Annotated in this window: 17 protein-coding genes; 5 read left to right on the top strand and 12 right to left on the bottom strand. The window is 53.1% G+C overall.

The features are described from left to right. Positions 1–420 precede the first annotated feature (420 nt). Positions 421–2028 (top strand): SagB/ThcOx family dehydrogenase, encoded by a 1608-nt coding sequence (locus EBB_RS07510; RefSeq protein WP_192393138.1) that lies wholly within the window; start codon positions 421–423, stop codon positions 2026–2028. Between the two features lie 111 nt (positions 2029–2139). Continuing rightward, complete coding sequence (locus EBB_RS07505; protein ID WP_064006993.1) at positions 2140–2535, top strand: hypothetical protein; 396 nt, start codon at positions 2140–2142, stop codon at positions 2533–2535. Positions 2536–2741: 206 nt separating this feature from the next. Here EBB_RS07505 and hsdR read toward each other — a convergent pair whose 3' ends face one another. The 12 genes from hsdR to rpmH all read right to left on the bottom strand — a co-directional run bounded on the left by hsdR (position 2742) and on the right by rpmH (position 13137). Beyond that, entirely contained in the window at positions 2742–5246 is a 2505-nt protein-coding gene (gene hsdR, locus EBB_RS07500; protein WP_192393137.1) for an EcoAI/FtnUII family type I restriction enzme subunit R, read from the bottom strand. Positions 5247–5255: 9 nt separating this feature from the next. Next, entirely contained in the window at positions 5256–5579 is a 324-nt protein-coding gene (locus EBB_RS07495) for a type II toxin-antitoxin system PemK/MazF family toxin (protein ID WP_192393136.1), read from the bottom strand. Continuing rightward, entirely contained in the window at positions 5576–5788 is a 213-nt protein-coding gene (locus EBB_RS07490; RefSeq protein WP_192393135.1) for an antitoxin MazE family protein, read from the bottom strand. The genes EBB_RS07495 and EBB_RS07490 overlap by 4 nt, the downstream gene beginning before the upstream one ends. A 74-nt stretch (positions 5789–5862) precedes the next feature. Continuing rightward, positions 5863–7032 carry a restriction endonuclease subunit S gene (locus tag EBB_RS26645; RefSeq protein ID WP_195880862.1) on the bottom strand — a complete coding sequence of 390 codons (1170 nt, stop codon included), beginning with the start codon at positions 7030–7032 and terminating at the stop codon, positions 5863–5865. A gap of 82 nt (positions 7033–7114) precedes the next feature. Further along, positions 7115–7444 carry a nucleotidyltransferase domain-containing protein gene (locus EBB_RS07480; RefSeq protein ID WP_192393133.1) on the bottom strand — a complete coding sequence of 110 codons (330 nt, stop codon included), beginning with the start codon at positions 7442–7444 and terminating at the stop codon, positions 7115–7117. Beyond that, the gene (locus EBB_RS07475) at positions 7441–7866 is read right to left on the bottom strand and encodes a nucleotidyltransferase substrate binding protein (protein WP_192393132.1); all 426 of its coding nucleotides are present in this window, start codon (positions 7864–7866) and stop codon (positions 7441–7443) included. Before EBB_RS07475 ends, EBB_RS07480 begins: the two co-directional genes overlap by 4 nt. After that, positions 7863–9317, bottom strand: coding sequence for a class I SAM-dependent DNA methyltransferase (locus tag EBB_RS07470; protein ID WP_192393131.1), 1455 nt, complete (start codon positions 9315–9317; stop codon positions 7863–7865). The genes EBB_RS07475 and EBB_RS07470 overlap by 4 nt, the downstream gene beginning before the upstream one ends. A gap of 55 nt (positions 9318–9372) precedes the next feature. Continuing rightward, positions 9373–10713 carry a tRNA uridine-5-carboxymethylaminomethyl(34) synthesis GTPase MnmE gene (gene mnmE, locus EBB_RS07465; RefSeq protein WP_192393130.1) on the bottom strand — a complete coding sequence of 447 codons (1341 nt, stop codon included), beginning with the start codon at positions 10711–10713 and terminating at the stop codon, positions 9373–9375. Positions 10714–10718: 5 nt separating this feature from the next. Further along, the gene (gene yidC, locus EBB_RS07460) at positions 10719–12425 is read right to left on the bottom strand and encodes a membrane protein insertase YidC (RefSeq protein WP_192393129.1); all 1707 of its coding nucleotides are present in this window, start codon (positions 12423–12425) and stop codon (positions 10719–10721) included. Positions 12426–12427: 2 nt separating this feature from the next. Further along, positions 12428–12652 carry a membrane protein insertion efficiency factor YidD gene (yidD, locus tag EBB_RS07455; RefSeq protein WP_081733834.1) on the bottom strand — a complete coding sequence of 75 codons (225 nt, stop codon included), beginning with the start codon at positions 12650–12652 and terminating at the stop codon, positions 12428–12430. Beyond that, entirely contained in the window at positions 12634–13002 is a 369-nt protein-coding gene (gene rnpA / locus EBB_RS07450) for a ribonuclease P protein component (protein ID WP_192393128.1), read from the bottom strand. The genes yidD and rnpA overlap by 19 nt, the downstream gene beginning before the upstream one ends. After that, the gene (gene rpmH / locus EBB_RS07445; protein WP_013820710.1) at positions 13003–13137 is read right to left on the bottom strand and encodes a 50S ribosomal protein L34; all 135 of its coding nucleotides are present in this window, start codon (positions 13135–13137) and stop codon (positions 13003–13005) included. It abuts the gene before it with no gap. A gap of 161 nt (positions 13138–13298) precedes the next feature. Between rpmH and EBB_RS07440 the strand changes: the two genes are divergently transcribed. From EBB_RS07440 to EBB_RS07430, 3 genes are read left to right on the top strand one after another with little or no spacing between them, the layout of a single operon-like run. Next, a complete protein-coding gene (locus EBB_RS07440; RefSeq protein ID WP_192393127.1) occupies positions 13299–13691 on the top strand; it encodes a YMGG-like glycine zipper-containing protein in 393 nt (130 codons plus the stop codon). 22 nt (positions 13692–13713) lie between these two features. Beyond that, complete coding sequence (locus EBB_RS07435; protein WP_225587266.1) at positions 13714–14748, top strand: inorganic phosphate transporter; 1035 nt, start codon at positions 13714–13716, stop codon at positions 14746–14748. Between the two features lie 14 nt (positions 14749–14762). Next, positions 14763–15404, top strand: coding sequence for a DUF47 domain-containing protein (locus EBB_RS07430; RefSeq protein WP_192393126.1), 642 nt, complete (start codon positions 14763–14765; stop codon positions 15402–15404). Positions 15405–15512: the final 108 nt, after the last annotated feature.

Here is a 15512-nt window from a genome sequence, read left to right as displayed (position 1 = left end):
GCTCCCGAACCTTTTAACTACGCTGAATAAAATAGTGATGTCTGCCAAGCACTCCATCCAGACCAAAGCACAAGCTGGATGCTTGCTTAACTATCGAACCCAACGAAAGCAAAAAAAAGACCACCCAAAAAATACCTATAAAAAGCAGGGCCTTATAAAATTTTCCAGCGACAACAGCCATCCCTTACTATCGAAACTATGTTAATTAGCGGAGCCTCAGATGGTCATATAGTGGATATCCACCAACACGTGCTTAGCTTGCAGAAAGCGAATAATTCTTTTGCGTGACTAAGGCTTTAAACCACCGAACGGCAGCCCATTTAAACGCGGGGAATCAGGCACGAAACATGCTGAACATTGTCAATCTTCAGAAAATACTCAGCTCCATCCACACAGCATTGAATGTATAGAGAGAACCCAATGAACAACCCTGCAGACGCTGTCATTAGCTACCACAACCGCACCAAACACCAATTAAACTCCTACGCCAAAGGCCCGGAGTCATTGGATTGGGACGATCAGCCCAATCCGTTTCGGCGTTTTAGCGGCTGTGAAGCGGTGAAACTGCCGCCACCTGGCGCCGAGCTTAGTTGTTTGTTCGCGGACTTGGACAAACCGGACCGGATACAGCCGCAGCCGTTAAGCCTGGCCAATCTCGGTCTGCTATTGGAATTATCGTTCGGCTTGTCCGCCTGGAAGCAGTTTGGCCCGGACCGCTGGGCTTTGCGTTGCAATCCGTCCAGCGGCAATTTGCATCCCACCGAAGCTTATGTGCTTTGTACCGATCAGGAGTTATTGCCACCCGGCGTCTATCACTACGTCAGTCACGATCATCATCTGGAGCGCCGCGGCCGGTTTACTGCGGATGCGGCGGCTAAGGAGGTTTATATTGGCCTTTCCTCCATTCATTGGCGGGAAGCCTGGAAATACGGCGAGCGCGCTTTTCGCTACTGCCAGCACGACATCGGCCATGCTCTGGCGGCCTTGAGTTACGCCGCTACCTGCTTAGGTTGGTCGATTGAATTGCTCGGCGAAACCGCCGACGCCGACATCGCCGCCTGGCTGGGACTGGACCGCAGCGACGACTTTGTCGCCACGGAACACGAAGCGCCGGATTTATTCTGCCGGCTACATGCCAGCCAAGCGGCGGGCGGCGAGTTTTCCACCGCACATCTAGCAACCCTTAGCCAAAGGGCCGAATGGTTCGGGAAAGCCGAGCGCTTGAGCGGCAGGCATTTTTACCGCTGGCCGATTATCGACGAAGTCTCCGCCCAGGCCATCAAGCCAACTACAATTGCTGAACGTTTAACGCTGCCGAGCCTGAATTTACCAACGCCCAGCCACAACCTGCCTGCCAGCGCATTGATTCGCCAACGCCGCAGCGCGCAACACTTTAACGGCAAATCGCCGGAGTTGCCCTTGGCCGATTTCCACCGGATGTTGGCCGCGTTGCTGCCCAACGCCAAACCGCCGTTTACTGCCTGGAATTGGCCGGCGCAAGTCAATATCGTGCTATTCGTACATCGGGTAGCCGGCCTGGAACCGGGCTTATACGTACTGCCGCGCACGGGAGATGCGGCGGCGGAATTAAAGCCGCTTTGTGCCGCCGACTACTCATGGCAAACGGTGGAAGCACCGTTCGAATTTTATCGGCTGACGGCCGGCAGCGTCAGGCAAGCCGCAAAAACCCTGTCCTGCCACCAACCCATCGCCAGCGACAGCGCTTTTAGCCTGGGGATGTTGGCGCGCTTTGCCGAGAATTTAGCAGCCGAAGCCTGGCGCTATCGTCGGCTATTCTGGGAAAGCGGCCTGCTGGGACAGATTTTGTACCTGGAAGCGGAAGCCGCCGGCGTGCGCGGCACCGGCATCGGCTGCTTCTTTGACGATGCCGTACACGGTGTGTTGGGTTTAAAAGATAACGACTGGCAAAGCCTGTATCACTTTACCATCGGCGAACCGCTGGACGACAGCCGGCTGCAAACCTTTCCGGCGTATGCGCATTTGAGCGAGTCGGCCGCCAGCGCCTGATTCGCCTGAGGTTTGGCACCGCTGTGACAATCGTTGAAATATTTACGAAACAATCCCACCAACAATGTTTAAAATCATGACTTTATCCCAGCCAACCACTAAAGGCCCGCCATGAGTTTTAAATCCAGCTTGATCCGTTTTGTTATCAAATTAACGCCCAACGCGCTGATTATTTGGGGGGCGAATATCATCATGAAAGGCATCGCGGAGTTGACCCAGTTCAACTTCGATCTCGATGCCCGCAAAGTCTACGTGCAGACCCGGCTTTACGGCGAGGAACACACCATAGAAGTGACTTTGGAAGATTTTGCGGTATTCAACGACGGCGAGTCCTACCGTTTCATCATTCACCACGCCAGCTCCGACAGACTTTGGTTGAACAACATCCTGGCCAAATTCACCGGCAAAGCCTGGAAAATCCCGACCCTGCCGCTATTTGCCGCGCAATTGGAATTGGTTGCCGAGGTATTTAGCGCCAAGCCGGTGGTATTGGAGCAAATCGATTAATTTGCGCTGGGCCAAACCGCGCTATTAACCCGGCTGTTAACTCAAGAAACTAACCGTTCGTCCTGAGTATGGTCGAAGGGCGAATGGTTCGATCATTCGTCAAGCTCACGACTCACCACGAACGGCTTAACTTAGCGGTATTGGTGGCTATATGGATTCGCCACCTGAGCGCGGATGACGAACCATACACATTTTGCCGACAATGCTCAGCCCACCGCCTGCCGATACAAAAACTTCTGAAAACCGCTGAACACCTGGCCTATCTGCTCGGGCTTACCCAAATCCGCTACCGCATCGGCGATGGAATTTTGATATTTAAGCTTCAACAATTGCTTTAAATTGGCTTGGTCCAACTCATCGACCCCCACACTAACATAGTGGCCCAACACAAAATCCAGAAACGCCTGCTGCCGGTAATTAAAATGCCGGCCGATTTCGACTTTGGCCGTATCGGCGCGGTGCTCTCGGCTGATGGGCGTCAAGGCATACGCTACGAAAGCCAGCACGTCGAACAAATCGCTGTTTTCCGCGGCGATGATTTTCTGCATTTCCACCAGTTGATCCTTGCCAAAACCGTTTTCCGCCAAGCCTTCCAACAATTTCTTGCGAGTGTCCGGCTCGCTCCACAGCCCACGCAATTCGTCTTCGTCTCTGAAAAACTCTGGCAGTTTGCCGAATAGGGCTTCCAGGAACTGAGCTGCCGACATCGGCGTGCCATCCGGGTGCCAGAAGCTGGTGACCAGCATGTGTTGAATGGCCCGCTCTTTACCATCGGCTAACTTCACTTTGGTTTTGTTTTTCTGACGGCAAACACAAGGCGTTTCGCCACACCTCTCACAGGGCGGTTGCGGGCACTGGCAAGGTTGTTGGCCACAGGTTTTACAAGGCTGGGGAATGGGCTTTTCGCATTGGCACGGATAACTGCCGCATTTTATACAAGCTTCCGGCTCCAGCGGCTCACCGTCCCATTCCGGATCGCTAAAATGGTGGTGGGCGCGCACGAAGTCGTAGATGGTGAAATAATCCTTGCCGTCGTACAGCCGGGTACCGCGACCTATGATCTGCTTGAATTCGATCATGGAATTGACCGGGCGCAGCAACACAATGTTACGCACGTTGCGGGCATCGACGCCGGTCGACAGCTTTTGCGAGGTCGTGAGAATGGTAGGAATGGATTTTTCGTTATCCTGAAAATCCCGTAGCCATTGTTCGCCCAAGGCGCCGTCGTTGGCGGTGACCCGGTGACAATAATTCGGATCGTTGACGGTTTTTAATTCGTTGATCAAATCCCGGATCAGCAAGGCATGCTGTTGGTTGGCGCAAAACACCAGGGTCTTTTCGCGCGGATTGATCTGGGCCAGAAAGATTTCGACGCGCTTTTTCTCGCGCTCGCGGATTTCGATGATTTTGTTGAAGTCTTTTTCTTCGTAGCGTTTGCCCATTTCGATTTCACCTTCGACCACGGTGTCGTCGGTGGTGAAGACATAATCGTCCAAGGTAGTGGCAATCTGCTTGACGCGAAACGGCGTCAGGTAACCGTCGTTGATGCCGTCTTTCAGCGAGTAGATAAACACCGGTTCGCCAAAGTAAGCGTAGGTGTCAACGTTGTCCTTACGTTTCGGGGTTGCGGTCAAACCCAGCTGCACGGCGGGCGAAAAGTAATCCAGAATCCCGCGCCAGTTGCTTTCGTCGTTGGCGCCGCCGCGATGGCATTCGTCGATGACGATGAAGTCGAAAAAGTCGGGTGGGTATTCGCCGAAGTAGAAATTACGTTTGTACTGCATCAATTCCGCATCCGTTCGTGGTGAGCTTGTCGAACCATGAACGGATAAAGTTTGCCCTTCGACTGGCTCAGGGCGAACGGTTGGGCTGACCGGCCCGGATATGAAGGTCTGAAAAATGGTGAAAAAGATATTGCCGTTCTTCGGCACCTTGCCCTTTTTACGAATCTCGTCGGGGGCAATCCGTACCAAGGCATCTTCCGGAAACGCGGAAAAGGCGTTGTACCCCTGGTCGGCGAGGATATTGCGGTCCGCCAGAAACAAGATGCGCGGCCGACGACTGGGCTGACCGTTCGCGCTGAGTGCGTCGAAGCGCCAATCGTTCAGGTTCCAGCGACTGTGGAATAGCTTCCACGCCAATTGAAACGCAATAAAGGTTTTACCGGTACCGGTGGCCAGCGTCAGCAACACCCGGTCTTTGCCTTCCGCTATCGCCGCCAATACCTTGTCGATGGCAATGTCCTGGTAGTAGCGTCCCTGAAAGTAACCGCCCCTATCTTCGAACGGCACTGCGGCAAAACGGTCGCGCCAAGCGTTTTGCCGCGCAAAGGTCGCATTCCACAATTCGTCTGGCGACGGAAACTCGCTCCGTTCGCCTTCCACGCCGGTGTGCATGTCGATGGCGTATACACCTTGGCCGTTACTGGCGTAGCTGAAACGAATCGCCAACTTCTGCGCATAATCCTTGGCCTGTCCAACGCCTTCGGTCAGCGCTTTATCCCAGGCTTTAGCTTCGACTACCGCCAACTTGGTGTTGCGGTATTCCAGAACATAATCGGCGGTCAGCGCTTTGCCGCGCTTGCCATGACCTTCCAGCCGACCCAACGTGATGGAATACTCGCGACGAATCCGGCTGCCTTCCACCACACCCCAACCGGCCTGAGCTAAAGCAGGGTCAATGTATTCGGCGCGGGTTTCGGCTTCGTTCATGGCTATCCTTTACGCAAAGCCAAGAAACACCGCCAGCGCCCGATTGACCGCCAACAGGGTTTCATCATCGACTCGGCCGATCACCCCGCCAATTTTGTTTCGCGCTACCGATTGCGGTTTGTCCACCATGATTTGTGAGGCCAGGCTCAAGCCGGTGCGCTCGTTTGCGGCCACGGCAATCCGAAACAACGGCGCATCGCGCAGTTCGCTGGTGATCGGTAAAATCGTTACCGACGGATGTGCGTCAAACAGATCGGATTGAATCAACAGTGCCGGGCGCGGTTTGCCCAGATCACCCTGTAAGGCCACCGTCACCAAATCGCCGCGCCTCACTGCCAGCCGTCGCGGTCGGCGACTGTCTCCAGCCAGTTCAAGGCATCTTGTTCGGCAGCATCATTTTGTATCGATAAGGACTGCCGCCGGCACTCCTCGGCGAAGCCTTCGCGGCGGGTGTCCGGCACCCAAATTTGCAGCGGTCGCAAACCGGCTTCGCGCAGAGCGATGCGATGTTTCTGAACCCGTGCTGAGGTGGCTGAGCGCATGGCGAACTCCTGGATTAACGTTACATGAAACATCATAGTCGCCCAGCCTTGTTACATGCAACCTGTATTTGCGCTTACAGATTGCCGCTGAAGGCTTGGTGCAGCAGGGATTTTTTCAATTCGTCGAGAGCGGCGAGTTTTTGTTGGTAGAGGGATTCTAGACGCTGGGTTTCGGATTCAATTTCTCGGATTTTCTCTACAACAGTATTTTGCTCAACAAACCCCGGCATTCTCAAAACAAGTTCTTTTGCCTTTTCGATTGGTAGATGTCTAACAGTCGCTCCATTCAGCTCTTCGAGCTGATCAGCAATTGCATTCGATCTAAAGGCATACAAAATGAAGTGCGGATTGGTAGGTGTTTTCTCCCTCATCGAGATAATGTTGCCGTCCTTGTAATAGAACTTGTCGCCTTCTTTTACGACATATCCCACGCCGATCGTTCCCCTTGCTGTAATCAGTATGTCTCCCTGTTGTGGCATGTCGTACTTTGAAGCGTAGTCCTGATATTTCTCTTCGGAGATATATGCATTACTGATCACAGTCCCAAATTTTGCAAGTTTGACAATCTCTTTCCCTCCATAAAACGGAACTCCGGTAGCAGTCCATTCCGCTTCCAGAATGCGCTTGCTTGATCCGATGCAAAAAACCTCACCGAGGCGACGCGCCTCCCATCCTTCACTCCGCTGACTAAACACCGCCTGCAAATGACTCTCAAACAAAGCCCGCGCGTTTTGCAGGTTCCGTTCGGCGTTGGCTTTGGCGGTGGCGATGCCGTCAAACGCTTCGTCGAGGATGGCGACGATGCGGTGTTGTTCGGGGAGAGGCCCAATTACAATAGGTAAGGCTGCAATTTCGGATTTATTAATTGAGGCAAAGACAGCGCCTTCTTTCCCGGCAATTTCACGTTGTAAATGTAACAACTGATAGTAGAGAAACTCCGCATCTAGTTGATCGTTTCTACGGATTGCAGCCAACCCACGACCTATGCAAATTTCTTCCGTGGAGAAGTTGACTGGTCCAACCGGCGCACGAACCGACATAAGAATGTCGCCTTTACGAGCAATCTTTGTCGATTTAGTTGTCCATGTGGTGGGCGCTTCAATGAACTTGTCGCCAAAGTCCTTTTTGCCCTGATAGAAGGCCATTCCATTGCCGTCAGCGTTGTAATATTTACCTTCTGGTGACTGGCCAGCAATAACCTCACAGTAGCTACCAATCACACTTTGTTGCCAACCCTCCTTCACAGCAGCCCCCGAATCCGTTCCAACACCTCAGCACTCTCAGCATCCAACGCGGCAATCTCGTCCATGATGTCCAGCCGCCGTGTCATGAACATTTTTCCTCGTCCTTTTGTCTTTGGTACAAAACCACTCCCACCCGGTCGATATGGTCAATCAATGCACGGTTTTTCAGCTCGTGATAATTTTGCAAGTCAACCTGATAGGGCAAAGCCGAGTCTTCCAAGTCCAGCAGGATGTCGGCAAGCAAAAAACGATCGATGCCGTCGCCAAACGCCACTAGGTCCACGTCACTGCGCGGCTGAAACGTACCTTTGGCGCGGGAACCGTAGAGTTTGACGCAGTCAATTTGCGGATGCTGTTGGAACACTCGCACCAGCAGCGCTAATTGATCTGGGGTCAGGCCGCTGTTGATCATGTGTTGTTGAGTTCGTCCAGCAAGCCCAGATACCAGTCTTGCAACATCGGCAGATAGTCGCTGGCGATCGACTGGATCACTGCTTCGAATTTGACGAAATCGTAGGTGTGGCTCATCAAGTTACGGTCACCGATCATGCGTAGCCAAGTTTCGGGGCTATCGATATATTTTGAGGCATAGGCTTGCTTGACGACCGCTTTGGGCGACACTTGGTCCAATACCAGGCCATCGTTTTCCATTTTGTCTTTCAACACCTTCCAGGCCAGTTCAAAGGTGTATTCAAAGCGCTGAATAACACCTTCTTTCTCCAACTGACTAAGTTCAGACAAATTGCTTTCCATCGCTTCGCGCAGCAGTAAAAACGCCCGTTGGAAATTGGCAAAACGCTGTTGCCAACGAATGTCCAGATTGTGCTGATTCATAATAACCTCCGAATTTTGTCCAATACTAACGCACTCTCTTTATCCAGTGCCGCTATCTCGTCCATGATGTCCTGCGGACTGCGATGGGTGACGGCTTCAACGCCGTTGGGATTTTTCACCGACAGGTCGTAAGTAGTTGTGTCGATGCTGGAAACGTCCATTGTCCAGCTTTTGGGCGAATCAGCCTGGGTTTGTTGCAGTTCGACGAATTCGGCCAGGTCTGCGTCGTTGAGCGGATTGGTTTTGCCCATATTGCGGCCGGGGTCGAGTTGGTAGTACCAGACCTTGCGAGTCGGCGCGCCTTTTTCGAAGAACAGCACCACGGTTTTGACGCCCGCGCCCTGGAAGGTACCGCCGGGGCAGTCGAGCACGGTGTGCAGGTTGCAGCTTTCCAGTAGCAGCTTGCGTAAAGACACCGAGGCGTTGTCGGTGTTGGACAAAAAGGTGTTTTTGATCACCACGCCAGCCCGACCACCGGCTTTGAGCATTTTGATGAAGTGCTGTAAGAACAGAAAGGCGGTTTCGCCGGTGCGGATGGCAAAATTTTGCTGGACTTCCTTACGCTCCTTGCCCCCAAACGGCGGATTAGCCAGGATCACATCGACGCGGTCTTTGTCCTGAATGTCGGCCAGGTTTTCTGAAAGGGTGTTGGTGTGGACGATGTTGGGCGCTTCGATGCCGTGCAGGATCATGTTCATGATCGCGATGACGTAGGCCAGCGATTTCTTTTCCTTGCCGTAAAAAGTTTTGGTTTGCAGGGTTTGCAAATCGGCGGTGGTCAGAGAGCCTTGGCTGGTCAGATAATCGTAGGCTTCGCATAAAAAGCCCGCCGAACCGACCGCACCATCGTAGATGCGTTCGCCAATTTTGGGCTGCGTAACTTTGACAATCGCCCGAATCAGCGGCCGGGGCGTGTAGTATTCGCCGCCGTTGCGCCCGGCGTTGCCCATGTTTTTGATCTTGGCTTCGTAGAGGTGGGACAGTTCGTGTTTTTCGGTTTGCGAACGAAAGCGCAGCTCGTCGATGTGGTCGATGATTTCGCGCAAGTTGTAGCCGCTGTGGATTTTGTTTTTGATCTCGCCGAAGATTTCGCCGATCTTGTATTCCAGCGTGTTGGGACCGCTGGCGCGTTGCTTGAAGGCGTGCAGATAAGGGAATAGTTTGCGGTCGACAAAGTCGCGCAAGTCGTCGCCAGTCAGCGCGGTGTTGTGATCGAGCTTGCCGTCGGCGGTTTTCGGTGCGGCCCAGCTTTCCCAGCGGTAAGGTTGGTCGAGAATATAGCGGTAGCCAAGACCTTCCAGTTCCTCTTCCATGGCTTTGTCTTGCTCCAAGCCGTCCAGGTATTTTAAAAACAGCAGCCAGGAGGTTTGCTCGGTGTAGTCCAATTCGCTGGCGCAACCGGCTTCCTTGCGCAGGATGTCGTCGATGTTTTTGAAGGCTTGTTCGAACATGGATTCCTGGTTTCGATTGGCGGGCAGGCCGCGCTTTGTTGCGTGCTAGCGACGGCTATTTACCAATGCAAAAACTGGAGAAAATCTCGCCTAGTAGATCGTCGGAGGTAAATTCGCCGGTGATGGCGGATAAGCTGGTTTGCGCCTGGCGCAACTCTTCCGCGACCAGTTCGTGAGCTTGATGCAGCAATTGCTCGGCGGCACGGTCCACGGCGCGCGCAGCCAGTTGCAAGGCCTGGATATGGCGGGTTCTGGCGACAAATACGTTATCCGCACTTTCCGTAAAACCCATGCTTTGTTTCAGGTGGTGACGCAGCAAATCCAGGCCCAGCCGGTGTTTGATGGATAGATGGATTTCCGTACCTTGAGGGGTTTCCAAGACTTTAGCTTGACCGCCGACCAAATCAATTTTATTGAAAACTTTGGTAATGGCGATATTGGCAGGCAGACTGGCGTCCAGGCTGGCACTGTCCGGGTCGGTGCTGTCTATCAACAATAAAATACGGTCGGCCTTGGCGATTTCCTGGCGAGCACGGCGGATGCCTTCCTGTTCCACTGGATTGTCGCTGTCGTGTAAGCCAGCGGTGTCGATGACGTGCAAGGGCATGCCATCGAGTTGGATGCGTTCGCGTAACACATCGCGGGTGGTGCCGGCAATGTCGGTGACAATCGCTGCATCGTGGCCGGCCAGGGCATTTAGCAAACTGGATTTACCGGCATTGGGTTTACCGGCCAATACCACGGTCATACCGTCGTGTAACAGCCGGCCTTGCTGGGCGGTTTTGCAAATTTCGCCTAGCTTAGTTTGCAAGCGTGCTATGCGCCCCGCCACCACGCCGTCACCGAGGAAGTCGATTTCTTCATCAACAAAATCGATGGCCGCTTCGATAAACACCCGCAGTTCGATCAACTCGTCTATCAGTTCGTTGATTTGTTCGGAAAACACGCCCTGCATGGATTGCTGGGCGGAGCGCACCGCTTGTTCGGTACCGCTGCTGATCAGATCGGCTATCGCCTCGGCTTGCGCCAGATCGATTTTGTTATTTAGAAAAGCTCGCTGGCTGAATTCACCAGGGTTAGCCAAACGCGCGCCCAATGCCAACACCCGCCGCAGCAGCATATCCAGCACCACACTGCCGCCGTGGCCTTGCAGTTCGATAACCTGTTCGCCGGTGAATGAAGCTGGTGCGGCAAAATGCAGCAGCAAGCCGCTGTCGATTACTCGGCCGTCTGCATCAAGGAAATGGGCAAATTGGGCGTAGCGGGGTTTGGGTAGGGTTTTGCCGGTGAGGCTTTGCGCGACTCCGGGCGCGGACGGCCCGGAGATGCGAATGACGCCAACGCCGCCGTTACCGGGCGGCGTGGCAATGGCGGCTATGGTGTCGCCATCCAGCATGGTATTTAGTGGGCGTGATTGTCTTCAGCAAGCACGTGCTTGGTGATGTACCACTGTTGGATGATCGACAAGCTGTTGTTGCAAATCCAGTACAGTACCAAACCGGACGGAAAGAACAGGAAGAACACAGTGAAAACGATAGGGAACATTTTCATCACCTGTGCTTGCAGCGGATCGATAGGCGCCGGATTCAAGCTTTGCTGAATCTTCATCGTGATACCGTACAGGATCGGCAGCAAATAGAACGGGTCTTGCGCGGATAGATCGTGAATCCACAAGGCAAATTCAGCCTGACGCAATTCCACGGTTTCGATCAGCACCCAATACAGCGAGATGAAGACCGGGATCTGCACCATGATCGGCAAACAGCCGCCCAAGGGGTTGACCTTTTCCTTTTTGTACATCGCCATCATTTCGACGTTAAACTTCTGGCGATCATCACCATAACGCTCTTGCAGTTCTTTCAGGCGCGGTTGGATTTTGCGCATTTTTGCCATGGACTGGAAGCTGGCTTTCGACAACTTGAAGAACAGCAATTTGATGCACAGGGTGACACCCAAAATCGCCACACCCCAGTTTTCGACATAGCCGTAGATTTGGTTCAACAACCAGTAGATCGGCTTAGCGACCACTGTCAGCCAGCTGTAATCGACTGTCAATTCCAAACCAGGGGCCACAGCCTCCATGATCGGCTGGATTTTAGGACCGACAAACAATTGCGATTTAAGCACCGCTTCGCTGTTGGCCGGCACGCTGACATCCGGCGAGTAAGAACCGATCACATAGCGGGCATCGTTCAGGGCTTTGGTGTAGAAATGGTTTTCCTGATCCGCAGGCGGAATCCAGGCAGCGGCGAAGTAATGCTGGATAAACGCACTCCAACCGCCTTGGCTGACCACGTTTAAAGTGTCGTCCGCCATATCTTCGTATTTAACTTTCTTGTACTTGTCTTTCTCGGTGTAAACCACGCCACCGGAGTAAGTTCTGATGAAGTTGTTATTGCTTTTATCGCTGTGTTCGACCCGTAACAGTTGGTCGTATTGTTTGCCTACCCAAGGGTTGGCGGTTTGGTTAGCGACTTTTTGCTCGACTTGCACCAAATAGCTGCCGCGTTTGAACGTAAAGGTTTTGGTGACTTTCAAACCTTGCTGATTAGTCCACGTTAACGGGATGCTGATTTGCTCTTGGCCGTCGGCCAATTCGTAAGAGGTTTGCTCGGCTGTGAATACCGCATGATGATCGGGAGCCGCAGCGGAGTTTTGACCGGCTACCAGACCGGTTTGCGCTAAAAACATTTTTTCCGGGCTGCTATCGAACAGGCGAATCGGCGACAAATCTTTCGCCGGCGCTTGCATGCCAATCAAGGCGTAAGCTGCGCTAACTGCGGAATTTTCTTTCTCGTGCGGATATTGCAACAAATCCAGGTTGCGTAACGTACCGCCTTCGGTATCGATTTCCAATGCGAATACATCGGTTTTGACTTTGACGACTTTGTCGGCAGCCACTTGCGCGGCAGCAGCCTGACCGGCGGTTTGTTGTGTGCCCGGCTGGGCGGGGTCCACATTAGCCACAGCTCCGACATCGCCGGCTACAATGGGCTTGTCGGAGATGATGGCCTGCGGCTTGGGACCGTAATCAATCTGCCATGACTCCCACAACATATAGGAGATCATCAACATCGCCATGACAAGTACAAATCTTATGTTATCCATTGTTATTTACTCAATTTTTCCGGAACAGGATCGATGCCACCCTCGTGAAACGGATGGCATTTCAATAATCGTCGAAGCGTGAGGTAAGAGCCTTTGAAAGCACCATGAATCTGGATTGCCTCTAAGCCATAACTTGAACAGCTGGGATAAAAACGACATCTGGGTCCCAGCAAAGGACTTATGAAGTATTTGTAAACCTTGATCAGGGTTATGAGCAGGAATCGCATCGATCTACCAGTTTATGCCAATGCCTTTCCAATGACTTCCTCAATATGGGCGAGGCTGCATTTGCTGCATCGCCTCGTGCCAAAACAACAATATCAATGCTGACGATATGTTGACGCTGTAATCTAAAACTTTCCCTGACAGCCCTTTTTATGCGGTTCCGTGCGACTGCTTTTTTTATAGTTTTTTTTGCGATGGCCAAACCCAGCCGCGGATGCGGCAGGATATTGTTCGTCGCCAACACCGTAAAATATTTATCTGTGGACTTTACGGGATTGGTAAATACTTTTTTATACTCAGCGGGCGTCCCTAGCCGATACTGATCGGGAAAGCCGAAATCTTCCGCCGACAATTAAACCGTCAGCGATGCGCGGCCTTTAGCTCTGCGCGCATTGATCACTCTGCGACCGCCCACAGTAGCCATTCTGGCACGAAAGCCGTGAGTTCTAGCGCGTTTAAGTTTGCTGGGTTGATAAGTTCTTTTCATGTGCTACTGCCTTTGGTGATAAAAACGGATAAAAAAGGCTGCGAATCATACGTGACAGGCTTGCCAGTGTCAATTTGACTTGTAAATTTCCAAAACAGTGCAAAATGGACTACTCTCTGGAACACTAACAATGCATTCAGCATTATTGAAGGAGACTTGTCATGCATAAATTACCGCTTAAATCGATTTTAGCAACCAGCTTGCTAGTTGCGGGTTGCGCCACCACCACCGGCTGGACTCCCACCGTGGACACCTATAACGATCCCAATGCGTTCCGTTTGAATCAAGACATGCAGGAATGCGAACAACTGGCTTCGCAGTCGGCCAGCACTGTTAAAGACACTGCGACCGGCGCAGCGGTCGGCGGCTTGATAGGCGCTGCAGGCGGCGCGGCCATTGGCGCGGTAGTCGGCAACCCCGGCACCGGCGCAGCCATTGGTGCGGCGGCCGGCGGTATCGGCGGCGGCGCTCAGCAAGGCATACAAACCAACGACCGCTACAAAAATGCCTATCGCAACTGCCTGAGACAGCGCGGGCATAACGTCGTCAATTAATCCGCGTTAAGCCGTCACCATTTTGGAGGCATTGGTTCCGTTTATCGGTGTTGCGATCATCATTGTACTGGTATTTGATTACACCAACGGTTTTCATGATGCCTCCAATATCATTGCCAGCGTCATCGCCTCGCGCGCGATGACGCCGGTGCAGGCGGTTTTGGTGGTGGCAATCTTCGAATTCCTGGGGCCGCTGCTGGGCGGAACCGCCGTCGCCAATACAGTCGGCACCCTGCTGGATCTATCCGCCATTCCCAAAGCGGATGCGCTGTTAATCGTAGTCTCCGGGCTTTTCGCCGCAGTATTCTGGAATTTGTTTACCTGGTGGCGCGGCTTACCGTCATCTTCCTCACACGCGCTGATGGGCGGTTTGATCGGCGCCACGCTAATCGGCATAGGCAGCGACCCCATAGACTGGGGATTCAACGCTTTAAGCGACGGCGGAATACATGGCTTCAGCAAAATTCTACTGGCTTTATTGCTCTCGCCTGTCCTGGGCTTTCTGGTGGGCTTTGTCATTCAGCGACTAACGATGTTCTTATTGCGGTCCGCATCGCCAAGTATTAATCGCCAACTTCGTAACGCCCAGTGGCTGACCGCCGCCGCACTGGCCTTTTCGCACGGCGCCAACGACGCACAAAAAAGCATGGGCGTGTTGACCTTGATTTTGTTGCTTAGCGGAGAAATCGACAGCTTTAAAGTGCCGGGCTGGGTGATGCTGTTTTGCGCCTGCGCGATGACCGCCGGCGTGCTGACCGGCGGCTGGCGCATTGTGCGGACCTTGGGTTTTGCCATCTATAAAATTCGCCCAATCCACGCGCTAAACGCACAACTGAGCGCATGCCTGACTATTTTCGGCAGCTCACTACTCGGCGCCCCGGTGTCCACGACGCATGTAGTGGCATCGGCCATCATGGGTATTGGCGCCTCTGATCGCCCAAGAGCGGTGCGCTGGGGAAAAGCCTTGGAAATTTTACGAACCTGGCTGATCACCATCCCCGGCTCTGCCATGATCGCCTGCATTAGTTTTCTGATATTCGACTACTTCCTTAAATAGCCGCTGCAATCTTCATGTCATCCCCCAAGCTTTCACTGGCCTCGCGGCTGTTTCAGAGAATATTCCCGAAAACCGCCGACTTTTATCTATTGCTGCACCAACAGTGCCAGCAGGTCTGCGTCACCGTCGATAACCTGGTTCGTTTCATGGCCAGCGAATCAGTCGAAGCCGGCAAGATGCTGAAAGAAGACGAGCACGAAGCCGACCGGATCCGCATGCACAATCTGCACGAACTTAACAGCTCGTTTGCCACGCCGATTGATCGGGAAGACATTTATCGCGCCATCGCCTCCATGGACAGCATCGTCACCTATTGCAAAAGCACCTATAACGAGATGGAAGCCCTCGAACTGAACCCCGACAGCCATTCGCAAGCGATGGTCATCGAGTTGCAAGTGGGCATCAAAGCGCTGGAGCGCGGCTTTGCGGTATTGGGCAAGCACCCCGCCGAGGCCGAACAACACGCCTTTGCCGCCCGCCATTCGGAGCGCCGCGTCGAGAAGATATACCGCAAGGCCATCGCCGATTTATTCCAAGGCGAAGACTACTTGAATATGTTTAAACAACGCGAACTTTACCGGCATTTGTCCAATGCCGCCGACAAGGTTCATGCCACCGCGAATGTACTGGAAGACATCATCGTAAAACTAGGCTAAATAGTGCGGCAAGCCGTTTAAAATAGCCGAGTGCAGCCCGTTATTTTCAACGGGCGTATGCGTCCGGCATCGCCCCCAAAAGCCCCAACATCCATGCTACAATCTGCC

The organism is Methylomonas fluvii (assembly GCF_014850975.1).
GTDB classification, from domain to species: Bacteria; Pseudomonadota; Gammaproteobacteria; order Methylococcales; family Methylomonadaceae; genus Methylomonas; species Methylomonas fluvii.
This window is presented reverse-complemented; position numbering and strand designations above follow the sequence as displayed.

Bases quoted from the DNA above. Each gene is read 5' to 3' on its own strand.
- EBB_RS07490 (WP_192393135.1), bottom strand. From the start codon at position 5,788: ATGCGCTCAGCCACCTCAGCACGGGTTCAGAAACATCGCATCGCTCTG.
- yidD (WP_081733834.1), bottom strand. From the start codon at position 12,652: ATGCGATTCCTGCTCATAACCCTGATCAAGGTTTACAAATACTTCATA.
- yidC (WP_192393129.1), bottom strand. From the start codon at position 12,425: ATGGATAACATAAGATTTGTACTTGTCATGGCGATGTTGATGATCTCC.
- EBB_RS07475 (WP_192393132.1), bottom strand. From the start codon at position 7,866: ATGAATCAGCACAATCTGGACATTCGTTGGCAACAGCGTTTTGCCAAT.
- EBB_RS07430 (WP_192393126.1), top strand. From the start codon at position 14,763: ATGTCATCCCCCAAGCTTTCACTGGCCTCGCGGCTGTTTCAGAGAATA.
- EBB_RS07440 (WP_192393127.1), top strand. From the start codon at position 13,299: ATGCATAAATTACCGCTTAAATCGATTTTAGCAACCAGCTTGCTAGTT.
- EBB_RS07480 (WP_192393133.1), bottom strand. From the start codon at position 7,444: ATGATCAACAGCGGCCTGACCCCAGATCAATTAGCGCTGCTGGTGCGA.
- hsdR (WP_192393137.1), bottom strand. From the start codon at position 5,246: ATGAACGAAGCCGAAACCCGCGCCGAATACATTGACCCTGCTTTAGCT.
- mnmE (WP_192393130.1), bottom strand. From the start codon at position 10,713: ATGCTGGATGGCGACACCATAGCCGCCATTGCCACGCCGCCCGGTAAC.
- EBB_RS07470 (WP_192393131.1), bottom strand. From the start codon at position 9,317: ATGTTCGAACAAGCCTTCAAAAACATCGACGACATCCTGCGCAAGGAA.
- rpmH (WP_013820710.1), bottom strand. From the start codon at position 13,137: ATGAAAAGAACTTATCAACCCAGCAAACTTAAACGCGCTAGAACTCAC.
- EBB_RS07510 (WP_192393138.1), top strand. From the start codon at position 421: ATGAACAACCCTGCAGACGCTGTCATTAGCTACCACAACCGCACCAAA.
- EBB_RS07505 (WP_064006993.1), top strand. From the start codon at position 2,140: ATGAGTTTTAAATCCAGCTTGATCCGTTTTGTTATCAAATTAACGCCC.